Source organism: Streptomyces sp. NPDC059255 (assembly GCF_042752355.1).
GTDB lineage: Bacteria > Actinomycetota > Actinomycetes > Streptomycetales > Streptomycetaceae > Streptomyces.
Genome location: NZ_JBHYZP010000010.1, coordinates 49,279 through 62,458 on the forward strand (window position 1 = coordinate 49,279; position 13,180 = coordinate 62,458).

General features: G+C 72.7%; 11 protein-coding genes. 6 read left to right on the forward strand and 5 right to left on the reverse strand.

Annotation, left to right across the window (positions count from 1 at the left end):
- Nucleotides 1-28: 28 nt before the first annotated feature.
- On the reverse strand, nt 29-2,200 hold the full coding sequence (locus tag ACFXKG_RS14935) for a bifunctional glycosyltransferase 87/phosphatase PAP2 family protein (protein ID WP_384837681.1): 2,172 nt from the start codon (nt 2,198-2,200) through the stop codon (nt 29-31).
- A gap of 183 nt (nt 2,201-2,383) precedes the next feature.
- Between ACFXKG_RS14935 and ACFXKG_RS14940 the strand changes: the two genes are divergently transcribed.
- A complete protein-coding gene (locus ACFXKG_RS14940) occupies nt 2,384-3,118 on the forward strand; it encodes an O-methyltransferase (RefSeq protein ID WP_384837684.1) in 735 nt (244 codons plus the stop codon).
- Nucleotides 3,119-3,201: 83 nt separating this feature from the next.
- Here ACFXKG_RS14940 and ACFXKG_RS14945 read toward each other — a convergent pair whose 3' ends face one another.
- Entirely contained in the window at nt 3,202-3,594 is a 393-nt protein-coding gene (locus tag ACFXKG_RS14945) for a hypothetical protein (RefSeq protein ID WP_384837687.1), read from the reverse strand.
- On the reverse strand, nt 3,594-4,217 hold the full coding sequence (locus ACFXKG_RS14950) for a hypothetical protein (RefSeq protein WP_384837690.1): 624 nt from the start codon (nt 4,215-4,217) through the stop codon (nt 3,594-3,596). The genes ACFXKG_RS14945 and ACFXKG_RS14950 overlap by 1 nt, the downstream gene beginning before the upstream one ends.
- 123 nt (nt 4,218-4,340) lie before the next feature.
- On the opposite strand from ACFXKG_RS14950, the gene ACFXKG_RS14955 reads away from it, so the two are divergent.
- Nucleotides 4,341-4,886 (forward strand): GNAT family N-acetyltransferase, encoded by a 546-nt coding sequence (locus tag ACFXKG_RS14955; RefSeq protein WP_384837693.1) that lies wholly within the window; start codon nt 4,341-4,343, stop codon nt 4,884-4,886.
- Between the two features lie 71 nt (nt 4,887-4,957).
- On the opposite strand, the gene ACFXKG_RS14960 is transcribed toward ACFXKG_RS14955, so the two are convergent.
- The gene (locus tag ACFXKG_RS14960; RefSeq protein ID WP_384837695.1) at nt 4,958-7,006 is read right to left on the reverse strand and encodes an MFS transporter; all 2,049 of its coding nucleotides are present in this window, start codon (nt 7,004-7,006) and stop codon (nt 4,958-4,960) included.
- Nucleotides 7,007-7,263: 257 nt separating this feature from the next.
- Here ACFXKG_RS14960 and ACFXKG_RS14965 point away from each other — a divergent pair, with 257 nt between their 5' ends.
- Nucleotides 7,264-8,523 (forward strand): peptidoglycan-binding protein, encoded by a 1,260-nt coding sequence (locus tag ACFXKG_RS14965; RefSeq protein ID WP_384837698.1) that lies wholly within the window; start codon nt 7,264-7,266, stop codon nt 8,521-8,523.
- A gap of 156 nt (nt 8,524-8,679) precedes the next feature.
- Nucleotides 8,680-9,351: an HAD-IA family hydrolase gene (locus ACFXKG_RS14970; RefSeq protein ID WP_384837701.1), complete on the forward strand. Its 672-nt coding sequence runs from the start codon at nt 8,680-8,682 to the stop codon at nt 9,349-9,351.
- Between the two features lie 98 nt (nt 9,352-9,449).
- Here ACFXKG_RS14970 and ACFXKG_RS14975 read toward each other — a convergent pair whose 3' ends face one another.
- Entirely contained in the window at nt 9,450-10,187 is a 738-nt protein-coding gene (locus ACFXKG_RS14975; protein ID WP_384837704.1) for an ABC transporter permease, read from the reverse strand.
- 267 nt (nt 10,188-10,454) lie between these two features.
- Here ACFXKG_RS14975 and ACFXKG_RS14980 point away from each other — a divergent pair, with 267 nt between their 5' ends.
- Nucleotides 10,455-11,108, forward strand: a complete 654-nt coding sequence (locus tag ACFXKG_RS14980; RefSeq protein WP_384837707.1) for an HNH endonuclease family protein — start codon at nt 10,455-10,457, stop codon at nt 11,106-11,108.
- Nucleotides 11,109-11,227: 119 nt separating this feature from the next.
- Nucleotides 11,228-12,904, forward strand: a complete 1,677-nt coding sequence (locus ACFXKG_RS14985; RefSeq protein ID WP_384837710.1) for an alkaline phosphatase D family protein — start codon at nt 11,228-11,230, stop codon at nt 12,902-12,904.
- The last annotated feature ends 276 nt before the right edge of the window (nt 12,905-13,180 follow it).

The following is a 13,180-nucleotide window of genomic DNA, read 5'->3' on the forward strand; positions in this document are numbered from 1 at the left end:
TGCCCCGGCCTCCGGACCCTCCCCGCCGCTACTCCCCCGCCGCGCCGGCGGTCTTCGCAGCCTTCGCAGCGCCCGCGGCCTTCGCGGCGTCCGTGACCTTCGCGGCCTTCGCGGCGTCCGCGGCGTCCGTGACCTTCGCGGCCTGCACCGACGCGCCGGGGCCGGTCCCGCCGCCCGGCGTCGCGTCGTCGGCGGCCTCCCGGCTCCTCGGGAACGGGTCGGCCTTCGGCACCACCCGCGGCAGCAGCCGCCGCGGCCCGGCGAGCAGATACGTCAGCGCGAAGCCGGCGCTCACGACCGCCGCGCCGCCCACCGCGTCCAGCACCCAGTGGTTGGCGGTGGCGACGATGGCGCACACCGTGAAGAGCGGGTGGAGCAGCCCGAGGAGTTTCATCCACAGCTTGGGCGCGAGGACCACGATCACCACCCCGCACCACAGCGACCAGCCGAAGTGCAGCGACGGCATCGCCGCATACTGGTTGGTGAGCGCGGTCAGCGCGCCGTAGTCCGGGTTGGTGAGGTCCTGCGGCCCGTGCACGGTGTCGATGAACCCCATCCCCGGCATCAGCCGCGGCGGCGCCAGCGGGTAGAACCAGAAACCGATCAGCGCCAGCACCGTGGCGAAGCCGAGGGAGGAGCGGGCCCAGCGGTAGTCGGCGGGGCGGCGCACGTACAGGACGCCGAGGATCGTCAGCGGCACCACGAAGTGGAACGACGTGTAGTAGAAGTTGAAGAAGTTCTCGGCCCACTTGATGTCGACGACCGTGTGGTTGACCCAGCGCTCGATGTCGATCCCGAGCGCCCGCTCGATCGAGTGGATCTGGCGGGCGTGCTCCTCCGCCGCCTCGCGGCCGCCCGTCGCGGCGAGCCGGATGTGCGAGTACACCGAGTAGCCGACGCGGATGACGAGCAGTTCGAGCAGCAGGTTGGGCCGGCTGACCAGCCGCTTCCAGAACGGCACCAGCGGGACCCGGCCCCAGCGCGCGGGTACGGCCTGGGCGTACTCGGTCGGGACCGGACGGTCGAAGTACGGCGAGGCACGGGTCAGGAACGGCACCGCGCAGGCCGCGGCCAGCGCGGCGACCAGCGGCACGTTCTCCCGGATCGGGGCGAGCACCGCCATGTTGGGCAGCATCATCTTCCCCGGCAGCGTCATCACCAGCACCACCACCGCGGGCCACACCAGCCGGTCCCTGGCCCGGGTGCCGACCCGGCCGACCAGCGCCAGCAGCACCCACAGCAGCTGGTGCTGCCAGGCCGTCGGGGAGACCGCGATCGCGACGCAGCCGGTCAGCGCGACGGCGAGCAGAAGCTGTCCGTCGCGCGCGTAGCGGGCCGCCCTGCGCAGCCCGAGAACGGCGACGACCGCCGCGAGGGCGATGACGAGGACGACCTCCAGCGGCCCTTCGAGGCCAATCCGGAGCAGCGCTCCGTGCAGGGACTGGTTGGCGAGGCTGTCCGCGCGCTCGCCGAGCCCCGCGCCCGCGACGTGGTGCACCCAGTACGCCCACGAGTCGTTCGGCATGGCGGCCCACGCCAGCGCCGTCAGTGCGGCGAAGCTCCCCGCCGAGGTCGCGGCGGCCTTCTTCCGTCCCGTCAGCCACAGCAGCGGTGTGAAGAGCAGGACGGCGGGCTGGAGGGCCGCGCCGAGGCCGATGAGGACACCGGAGGCGCGTTCACCGCGTACGGCGAAGCAGCCGAGCAGCACCAGCAGGACAGGGATGATGCTGGTCTGGCCGAGGGAGAAGCTGTTGCGCACCGGCAGCGAGAGCATCAGCAGGCTGATCGCGACGGGGGCCGCCAGCAGCCCCGTACGGCGCGCGAGTTCGTCCGGCAGCGCGCGGCGGGCCACGACCAGGCCGAGGGCGACCACCAGCAGCAGGGTGCCGAGCGTCCAGACGACGCCGAGGCTCTGCTCGGCCGACCGGGCCAGGGGTTTGAGGACCAGGCCGGCGAACGGGGTCCCGGTGAACCTCCCGGTGTCGTAGAGAGATCCCGTCACGTGCAGGACGCCGTTGTCCCCGATCCAGGTCTCCAGATCCGTGAGCCGTTCACCGGGCGGCTGTCTGAGCACCACCGCCGCCTGCCGTACCGCCAGCACCGCGGCGAACAGCCAGAGCACGATGCGGGCCGTACCGAAACCGGTCCCCGCCGTACCTGCCGCCGCGCCGCCGCGCACGCTGTGTTCTGCATTCACCACGCCGCGCCGACCCTCCGTCCGAAAACGCCGTCCATGTCCCTGTCCTTGGGGCATAGAGCCTCGCACTGCCCCGTGGAGAAGACCACGGCAACCCCCTCTTCGCCTGACTGTCACCTGTGTTTTGGCTTGCCCGACCGATCAAGATGGAGCGGCACGCACCTCCGAAACGATTGAGAGGCCCGCATGTCACAGGAAGAGCAGGGACAACAGAAGCGACAGGGACAACAAGGACATGAAGGACAGGAGGAGGGGCAACAGGCACGGTGGAGCGCGGTCGACCACTATTTCACCGATCACCTCGCCCCCGCCGACGAGGCCCTTTCCGCCGCTCTGGCCGCCAGTGACGCGGCCGGTCTGCCCGCCATCGCCGTCGCCCCGAACCAGGGAAAGCTGCTCCACCTCCTGGCCGGCGTGCAGGGTGCCCGTACGGTGCTGGAGATCGGCACGCTCGGCGGTTACAGCACCATCTGGCTGGCCCGCGCGCTGCCCGGGGACGGCCGGCTGATCTCCCTGGAGTACGACCCGGCCCACGCCGAGGTGGCCCGCGCCAACCTGGCGCACGCCGGGCTCGACGGTATCGCCGAGGTACGGACCGGGGCCGCGCTGGACACGCTGCCGGTGCTGCTGGCCGAGGGAGCGGGCCCCTTCGACTTCGTCTTCGTCGACGCCGACAAGCAGAACAACCCGCACTACCTGGAGTGGGCGCTGAAGCTCACCCGGCCGGGCAGCCTCATCGTCGTCGACAACGTCGTACGGAACGGGGCGGTCGCGGACCCCGGCAGCACGGACCCGGGGGTGGTGGGCACGCGGCGGATGATCGAGGCGATGGCGGAGAACCCGCGGCTGTCGGCGACGGCGGTGCAGACGGTCGGCACGAAGGGGTACGACGGCTTCGCGCTCGCCCGCGTGCTGGCCTGACGGAACAGGGACCAGGGCGTGTCGACGCGCGGAGGCGGCGGGCGTTCCCGCCCGCCGCCTCCGCGTCGTATCCGTACCGTGGGTCAGACTCTCAGCAGCCGCTGCGTCATCTCGCGGTAGCTCCGGAGCGCGAGCCGCAACTCCTCCGTGTCCGGTCCGGCCGCGGCGGGCGCGTCCCGGGCCACGTCCGCCGGGTCCTTGCCGTGTCCCACGGCCTTGCCGTCCGCGCCGTCCCAGCGGGCGCGCAGCGCACGCGGTCGCTCGGCGAGCGCCGTCGTGAGCCGCTCGGCGGCCTCCTCCAGCACCACGGCCGCCGCCTCGACCGAGCCCCGCGGCTCGTCGACGAAGGAGTTGAGGGCCTCTTGAAGCCGCTGGGCGAGCCGGTCGCCCTCGGCCCGGGGGAACAGCCCGCCGGTGGCCTCCTCGGAGGTCCCGTCATGCGCCCCACCCGCCTCACGCTTCCGCTGGTCGCTCATCACACACCACTCCCCTTGGGCCGCAGTGAGAAGTTCCGGTTCCGCCCGGTTCCCCGGGTCGTACGGTCGCCGCCGTCCCCCGGGTGGGCGAGGATCAGCCGCTCGAAGAGCTGGTGGGCGCCGACCATGGCCTCGCGCAGTTCCTCCGTGCTCGCGCCACGGCCCTTCTCCGAGGCCGCGTGGTGCACCCTGCGGTAGCCGTCGATCTGGTGCGCGTGGTGGACGGAAAGGGCGTCGAACTGGTCGTCGTAGCGCGTCCCCTCGGAGTAGCCGCGCTCCTGCGCCAGCCGGGCCACCAGTTGGCCGGCCTGGGCGACCGCCTCCTGCGGGGAGTCGACGAACCGCTCCTGGAGGGCGGCCCATCGCGCCACGTACTGTTCGCGCTTCGCGTCGGGCAGCGGTTCGGGCCGCAGCCGGCCGTGCCGCTCGACCCGTGCCTTCAGCTCGTGCCCGGCGGCCTTGGAGTCGCCGTCGTGGAGGGCCAGAACGCGGTCGTACTCGGGGCCGAACCGGCGCTTCAGGGCGCTGTGTCCGCTTCCCCTGCCGGGTCCCGTGTAGAGGACCACGGCCACAATGATCACGAATGCCACGATCAGAGCGACGACGATCAGAACAGTGGACATGTTTGCCTTCCTGGTTCCCGGCGCGGTCCCTGCCGTGCCGTGTCGTGTCGGCTCTTGCTCGTGATGTCGGGTTGCCCGTAATCCACTGGCCAAACGGCGCCTCGCCCGGATAGAGGTGTGACCATGAACTGGTCCGTCGGCCCCGAGTCCTTCGCCACCCCCGGCGCCACCCGGCTGCGCCGCGCCTACTACGCCGAGGTCGCTGGCCGGTACTGGCGGCGGCCCGCGTCGGAGGCGGAGATCGACGAGGGCCTCGCCGGTGACCCGCCCGATCACCTCACCCCGCCCACCGGGGAGTTCGTGGTCGGGCGGTACGGAACCGGGGGCGCACCGGTGGCGGCGTCCTGTGGCGGGGTGCGGATGCTCGACGCGGCGACGGGCGAACTGACCCGGGTGTACGTGAGCCCCACGGCGCGCGGCACGGGTGGCGGCGGGGCGCTGCTGGCCGCCCTGGAGGACGCGGCGCGGCGGCTCGGGGCACGGCGGCTCGTGCTCGACACCCGGCTGGATCTGGTCGAGGCGCGCGGGCTGTACGTGAAGCACGGCTTCCGGGAGATCCCGGCGTACAGCTCGGGCCCGTACAAGGAGATCTGGTACGGCAAGAACCTGACCGCCCCCACCGAGACCGGCGGAGCGCTTGGACGCCACGATCCGGCGGGACGGGGCTGAGGACGGCGCGACGCTGCTGAGGACGGCGCGGCCGGCGGTGGCTCCGGTCACCCCGGATGCGCCTCCAGACCTCAGGCGGCGTGGTCCCTGCGGGGTTCGGGGGCTCGGGGGCGTTCGGCGTCGGAGCCGCACAGCTCTCGGTTCAGCTCCTTCACCAGCGCCACCAGATCGGTCGGGCGGTCGGCGCCCCACCAGTCCCCCAGCAGTTCGGCGAGCGACTCCTCACGGGCGGCGGCCAGCACCTCGGCCGTCTCCGCTCCCCGCTCGGTGAGCGTCAGTTCCACCCCCCGGCGGTGGGTCAGCCCGCGCTCCTCCAACTGCCGGGAGGCGTCCGTGACGGTCCGCAGCGACACGGACGCGTCCTCCGTGAGCGCGGCAGGCTGGACGACGCCTTCGCGCCGGACCCGCAGCAGCAGCCAACTGGCCGCCGGCAGCAGGTCGTACCCCGCCTTCACGGTGATCGTCTCGTAGATCCGGCGGCGGCCCTCACGGGTGCCGAGGACCGACAGGGCGCGCGCCACCTCGTCGCGCGAGGAGCGTTCGACGGGGTTGGAGGCCAGGGTCTCGGTGATCTCCGGGGCGGTCACGGAGCCGCGCAGCGTGTCCTCCTTCAGGAACCAGGCGATGACGAACCCGACGAGCACGACCGGCACCCCGTACAGGAAGACGTCGGTGATGGATGTGGCGTACGCGTGCAGCACGGGGCCGCGCAGCGCGGCGGGGAGCCGGCCGAGGGAATGCGGGTCGGCGGCGAGCTGTCCGGTCCCGGTGCCGGGCGGCAGGGTCTTGCCGGCGAGGGCGGCGGTGAGCCGGTCCCGGAGCAGGCTGGTGAAGATCGTGCCGAAGACCGCGACGCCGAAGGAGGCGCCGATGGAGCGGAAGAAGGTCGCGCCCGAGGTGGCGACGCCGAGGTCCTCGTAGCTGACGGCGTTCTGCACGACCAGGACGAGGACCTGCATGACGAGCCCGAGCCCGGCGCCGAAGACGAAGAGGTAGGCGCTCGTCTCCCAGGCGCCGCTGAACTCGGTGAGCCGGTGGAGCAGGAGCAGCCCGACGGCGGTGACACCGGTGCCGAGGATCGGGAACACCTTCCAGCGGCCGGTACGGCTGACGATCTGGCCGGACAGGGTGGAGGTGATCAGCAGGCCGAGCACCATGGGCAGCAGGTGGACGCCCGAGAGGGTGGGTGTGACGCCGTGGACGACCTGGAGGAACGTCGGGAGGTACGTCATCGCGCCGAACATCGCGAAGCCGACGATGAAACTGATGCAGGCGACGAGCGTGAACGTCCTGAGGCGGAAGAGACGCAGGGGCAGTACGGGCTCGGCCGCGCGCCGTTCGGTCCGGATGAAGAACGCGAGCAGGACAAGGCCGAGGACCGTGAGCCCGATGATCTCGGCGGAGCCCCAGGCCCAGGTGGTGCCGCCGAGGGACGCGACGAGGACGAGGCAGACGGCGACGGAGGCGATGAGGAAGGTGCCGAGGTAGTCGATGGTGTGCCGGGTCCGGTGGACCGGGATGTGCAGGACGGTGGCGATGACGAGCAGGGCGACGAGGCCGAGGGGCAGGTTGATGTAGAAGACCCAGCGCCAGCTCAGCTGCTGGGTGAAGAACCCGCCGAGCAGTGGGCCGAGGACGCTGGTGGCGCCGAAGACGGCACCGAACAGGCCCTGGTACTTGCCGCGTTCACGGGGCGCGACGAGGTCGCCGACGATCGCCATCGAGAGCACGATCAGCCCGCCGCCGCCCAGCCCCTGGAGCGCGCGGAAGCCGATGAGCTGGGGCATGTTCTGGGCGATGCCGCAGAGCGCGGAGCCGATGAGAAAGATGACGATGGCGGTCTGGAAGAGCTTCTTCCGGCCGTACTGGTCGCCGAGTTTGCCCCAGAGGGGAGTGGCGGCGGTGGAGGCCAGCAGATACGCGGTGACGACCCAGGAGAGGTGCTCCAGACCTCCGAGGTCGCTGACGATGGTCGGCAGGGCGGTGGAGACGATGGTCTGGTCGAGCGCGGCGAGCAGCAGGCCCATGAGCAGGGCGCCGATGGCGACGAGGACGGTGCGCGGGCGCTGGGCCGTTCCGGGGGCCGGGCTCACGGCCGGGGTGGTCACTTCCTGAGCCATGGGACAACTCCTCGGGTCCACGGGGTCCGCTCGGTCCGCGCTCGGGGCCGCGCCCGGTCCGCGCCCGGTCCGCGCCCGGTCCGTCGGCGGACCGCACCGGCCCGTTGTGCGTACGTCGTCGGCCCGCTGGATATCCATCCTGGCCGCTCTGTCCCGTTATGGCCTGCCGAGCGCAGGCCGATGCCGTTCGGGCGCGCGTACGCCCTTCATACGAGGGCTGCATAATCGGCGGCAGTTCAAGGGGAGGGGAACCCAAGGTGTCAGGAGAGCTCTGTCCCGGATGCGGTACGCCGCCGGCCGCGGAGGGCAGACCCGGCTGCGACTGCGCGGAGCCCGCGGCACGTCCGGCCCACGACACGGCGCAGGACACGGAGCCCGCGCGGGGGGCGCGGGACTCCGGGGTGCCGAAGGCCGGAGCAGCCGCCGAAGGCGGCGAAGCCGGCCGGGCCGCGGATCCGGCGGAAGGGCCGGAGCAGGAGCGACCGCCACAGGCGCAACCGCCGCGGACGCAGGCGCAACCGCCACAGGCGCAGGAGCAGGAGCAACCGCCGCAGGAGCAGACTCCACAGGAGCAGACCCAGGAGCAGGCGCCGCGGACGCAACCGCCGCAGGCTCAGACCCGGAGCCCGCAGGACGCCCGGGCGGCGCAGGACGCCGAGATCGCCGAGGCCGAGGACTTCCATCCGCTGCGCGTACGGCCGTACGTGAAGCTCGGCGACAAGGAGGCGGAGTCGGAGGCGGTGCCGGCCGCCTTCCGTACGGCGGGCCCGCTGCCGCCCCTCGCCCCCGTCGCCCCGCCCGGGCCCGCCGAGGTCTCCGCCGAGCCGTCGGCCGTGGGGGCCGCGCCCGCCGCTCCGTCGCGGGGGCGGCGTACGGCGCTGCGGGCCCTGGCGATCGGCACGGCGGCGGTGGCGGTGATCGGTACGGCCGCCTTCGCCGGGGGGCTGTTCTCGGGGGCCGAGCGCGAGGAACACGCGGTGCCGGACAGGATCAGCACATGGCTGCCGTCGGCCGCCGACGAGGCGACGGAGGAGGCACCGTCCCCGTCGGCCTCCCCGTCCCCCACCGCCTCGGCGGCGCCCCCGGCCGCGGTGGAGTCCCCGGCGGCCGAGGCCACGCCCTCGCGGCGGCCGTCGACGAGTGCACCGCCGCCGGAGGCTCCGGAGAAGCCGTCGGCGACGCCGAGCGAGCAGGCCGAGAACTCGGCGTCCGCGGAGCCGGGCGGGGCGACGGGCGGCACGCTGTCGCCGGGCGACTCCGGCGACGAGGTCGTGGAGCTGCAGTTCCGGCTGGCGTGGACCGGTCTGTTCTACGGGCAGCCGAACGGCCGGTACGACCAGAAGGTCGAGGAGGCCGTACGCCGCTTCCAGCAGACGCGGAACGTCCCGGACGACTCCTCGGGCGTCTACGGCCCCCGGACCCGCCTCGCGCTGGAGGCCGAGACCCAGGGGTACGGGCAGGGATACGGACAGGGGTACGGGCGGAGCGGCGGGCAGGGCTCCGGGTCGCGGCGCTGAGAACTCTTTGTACAATGACGAAACAAAGTGGCTTCGCCCGTTCACCTGACCGACGGGTGGAGTCACTTTGTCCGGCCCCCTCCGGCCCGCCACGCCCCGTAACGTCGCGTGCCGTACCGCCCTGTACCGCCCCTTCCGCCCAGCCCGGAGACTCTTGTGAAGCTCGACGCCGTGAAGGCCCTGCTCCTCGACATGGACGGCACCCTCGTCAACTCCGACGCCTCCGTCGAGCGCTGCTGGGGCCGCTGGGCGCGGACCCACGGCCTGGACCCCCAGGAGATCCTCAAGGTCGTCCACGGCCGCCAGGGGTACGCCACCATGGCCGTCCTGCTCCCCGACCGCCCGATGGAGCAGAACCACGCCGACAACCGGTTGATGCTCGCCGAGGAGATCGCGGACACGGAGGGCGTGGTCCCCGTACCGGGCGCCCCGGAGTTCATGGCGGCGCTCGCCACCCTGCCGCACGCCCTGGTGACCTCGGCGAACGTACCGCTGGCCGAGGCCAGGATGACCGCCGCAGGCCTGCCGATGCCGAAGATCCGCGTCACCGCCGAGGACGTCACGGCGAGCAAGCCGGACCCGGAGGGCTTCCTGCTGGGCGCGGCGACGCTCGGCGTGCCCCCGGAGGCGTGCGTGGCGTTCGAGGACTCCGAGGCGGGCATCGCGGCGGCGCGGGCGGCGGGTATGCGCGTGGTCGGCGTGGGACCGCGCGCGGCGGCCATGGCGCCGGACGCCCATGTCGAGGACCTCACGCGGCTTCGGGTGGAGCCCCTGCCGGACGGCTCGCTGGCCCTGCACATCGACCACATCGACCACATCGACGCGTGAGCGGACCCGCCGGGGGGAGGCGCGGCACGCCGTAGCGCCACACGCCGTGGCCCCCGGGGCACGCCACCCACACCTGCGTCCGAGCCCAGGCGCCCCGCTCAGGCGTCCCTGTTCAGCCGCCCCAGCGCCACCAGTTCCAGCACCACGGTCACCGCCACCGCCTGCACCGCCAGCAGCGCGACCAGCACGAAGAGCTGGACCGCCCCCGCCAGCACCGGTGACGCGCCGCCCAGCAGCATCCCCACGAACGCCCCCGGCAGCGTGACGAGCCCCACCGTCCGCGTCTGGTCGAGCCCCGGCAGCAGCGCGTCCGACGCGACCGGTCTCGCCACCTCCATCCGCGCCTCGCGGTCGAGCAGCCCGAGCGCCATGCCCGCCTCGACCTCGCCGCGCCGCGCGTGGAGTTCGTCGAGCGCCCGGCGCCCGCCCAGCACCGTCGCGGTGAGCGCGCCGCCGATGAGGATGCCCGTCGTGGGGATGATGGCGATGCCCTTGGCGGGGACGACCCCGGTGAGCAGCAGCACCGCCATCACCGGCGCCACCCCCGCCCCGATCGGCAGGGCGGCCCACCACCAGGTGCGGTTCGGGGTGACGCGGCGCCCGGCGGTCCGTACGGCGACGGCGTACATCAGGACGACGAAGCCGACCAGCGGCGGTACGGAGCCGATCACCCAGCCGATCACCAGGGAGACCGCGCCGAGTTGGAGCGCGGCCCGCACCCCGGCGACGCCGATCTCGCGGGCCCGCCCGAGCCGGGCGAGTCCGGCCACGGCCACTGCGGCGATCAGCAGCAGACCGAGCACGACTCCGAACGTGATATCGACCCGCAGCAGCACGTGCCCATCCTAGCCGCCACCTAAGTCAACTTTGCCCCTGTAGGCCCGAATTGTTTTTCCATCAGAAACAACCGGATCACACCAACCCCTTGATGTGACGTGTCCATGTCGTCACCCTGTTACCTGAAGCCCACCTGCCGGAAACCCGCCGACGCCACGATGACGACCGGGCCCACCGGCCGAGCCCCCACTCGGCCGCCACCCAGCCCTCAGCTCCGCACGGTCATCTCAGGTTCCACAGGTTCCCCCCACTCCAAGGGAGTTCGCATGTCTGGTGTCTACGCGCGTCGAATGCGCCGCTTCGCCGTTCTCGCGGCGACGGCCGCCATCGCCACCGCCACCACCCTGCTCACCGCCCCCGCCGCGCAGGCCGCCATGCCCACGCCGGTCAGCGCCGCCACGGCCCGCACGTACCTCAGCTCGCTGACCGTGCAGGCGGAAGGTTCCTCCAGCGGTTACAGCCGCGACCTGTTCCCCCACTGGATCACCCAGTCCGGCACCTGCAACACCCGCGAGGTCGTCCTCAAGCGCGACGGCACGAACGTCGTCCAGGACTCCTCCTGTGCCGCCACCAGCGGCAAGTGGTACTCCCCGTACGACGGCGCCACCTGGAGCGCCGCCTCCGACGTCGACATCGACCACATGGTGCCGCTCTCCGAGGCGTGGAAGTCGGGCGCCAGCAGCTGGACCACCGCCCAGCGCCAGGCGTTCGCCAACGACCTGACCCGCCCGCAGCTCATCGCCGTCACGGACAACGTGAACCAGTCCAAGGGCGACAAGGACCCGGCCAACTGGATGCCGCCGCTGGCCTCCTACAAGTGCACGTACGTCCGCGCCTGGGTCCAGGTGAAGTACTACTACAGCCTCAAGGTGGACTCCGCCGAGAAGACCGCGCTCACCAACGCCCTGAGCGGCTGCTGAGCCACGGCCCACCCGGCCGCCGGCCAACCTCTCCCCCCCACCCCCTCCGTCGTTCCGTACGGGGCTTCCGTACCGTACGGGGCGACGGGGGACGGGTGAGGACAGCGGAGAGGACACCTATGACCGGTCTGCGCGTGGGACCACTGCTGCGGTACGTCGACGGGGAGGGCGCGGGGACGGCGACCGTCTGGGTCGAGGCGGACCGGCCGGCCGGGGCCGAGGTCCGGTGCGCCGACGGGGCGGGCGGCGCCTCCCGTACATTTCATGTCGCGGGCCACCACTACGCGTTGATCCCGGTGACCGGCCTCATGCCCGGCACCGAAACCCCGTACGAGGTGTTCTTCGACGGCCGGCGCGTCTGGCCGCCCGAGGACAGCCGGTTCCCGCCGAGCACGATCCGCAGCCCTGCGGCGCCCTCCTCGGAAGCCGGCGCCCCGCCCGCCGAACTGCGTGTCGCCTTCGGCTCCTGCCGCTGGGCGTCGCCCCCGCACGGCGAGCCCGACCCGGTCGGCCCCGACGCGCTCGACACCCTGGCCACCCGCCTCGCCGCCGACCCCGCCGCACCCCGCCCCGACGTCCTGCTGCTCCTGGGCGACCAGGTGTACGCGGACGAGACGTCGAAGGCGACCCGGCGCAGACTGGCCGCGCGCCGGGACCTGAGCGAGGCGCCGGGCGCGGAGGTCGCGGACTACGAGGAGTACACCCACCTCTACGACGAGTCCTGGACGGACCCGGACGTACGGTGGCTGCTCTCCACCGTGCCCAGCTGCATGATCTTCGACGATCACGACCTGATCGACGACTGGAACACCAGCGACTCCTGGCTCGCCGAGATGCGGGAGCTGCCGTGGTGGCAGGAGCGGGTGCTCGGCGGGCTGATGTCGTACTGGGTCTACCAGCACCTCGGCAACCTCTCCCCCGCCGAACTCGCCGCCGACGAGCTGTACGCGGCCGTCCGCGCCGCGCCCGACGCCACCGAGCTGCTGCGGGCGTTCGCCGCCGAGGCGGACCGGGAACCGGCGGGCGTGCGCTGGAGCTACCGGCGCGACTTCGGGCGGACCCGGCTGCTGATGGTCGACTCGCGCGCCGCCCGCGTCCTGGACGAGCGGCGGCGCGCGATGCTCGACGAGGACGAGGCCCGCTGGGTGCGGGAGCAGGCGCTGGCCGGCCGGGGCACGTACGACCATCTCCTCATCGGCACCTCGCTGCCCTGGCTGCTGCCACCCTTCATCCATGACGTGGAGGCCTGGGACGCCGCGCTCTGCCGGGGCGAACGCGGGCCGCGCTGGGCGCGCTTCGGTGAACGGCTGCGCAGGGCGGCGGATCTGGAGCACTGGGCCGCCTTCCCCGACTCCTTCGAGGAGCTGGCCGCGCTGATCGCGGAGGCGGGCGGCGGGGACGAGGCGCCGGCCACCGTGTGCGTGCTCTCCGGGGACGTGCACCACGCCTATGCCGCCGAGCCGTCCTGGCGGGGCGGTACGGGGCCGGGCGCCCGGGTCCTGCAGCTCACCTGCTCCCCCGTGCACAACTCGGTCCCGGCCGTCATACGGCTCGGCTTCCGGTTCGGCTGGAGCCGCGCCGGGCGGTGGCTGGGGCGCGCCGTGGCCCGGCACGGCCGGGTCGGGAAGCCGGGGGTCTCCTGGCGCAGGACGGGCGGGCCGTGGTTCGGCAACCAGCTGATGACGCTCACCCTGCGCGGCCGTACGGCCGGGCTCACCCTGGAGCGGGCCCGCACGAAGGACGACGGGCGGGGGGCGGAGTTGGTGGTCGTCACGGAGCGGGCCTTGACGCCGTAGCCGGGGGACTTCGGTCGTCACCGGCTGTCGAGCTGTCGAGCTGTCGGCGGAGCTCAACGCCGCCGTCCGCGTTCGCGTTCGCGATATGCGTCCGCGATGTGCGATCTCCGCACCATCCCTTCAAATTCCCCACACTATCCGCCCGTTGGGATGTGAGTACCCTTCGCGTGATCATTCCCACAGGACGTGATCCTTCACCCAAGGGTTCGAACTCATCTCACTGCAACGGCATGATGTTGCGGACCATCCGCTTCCCCGCACCCCCCATGCCCCGGG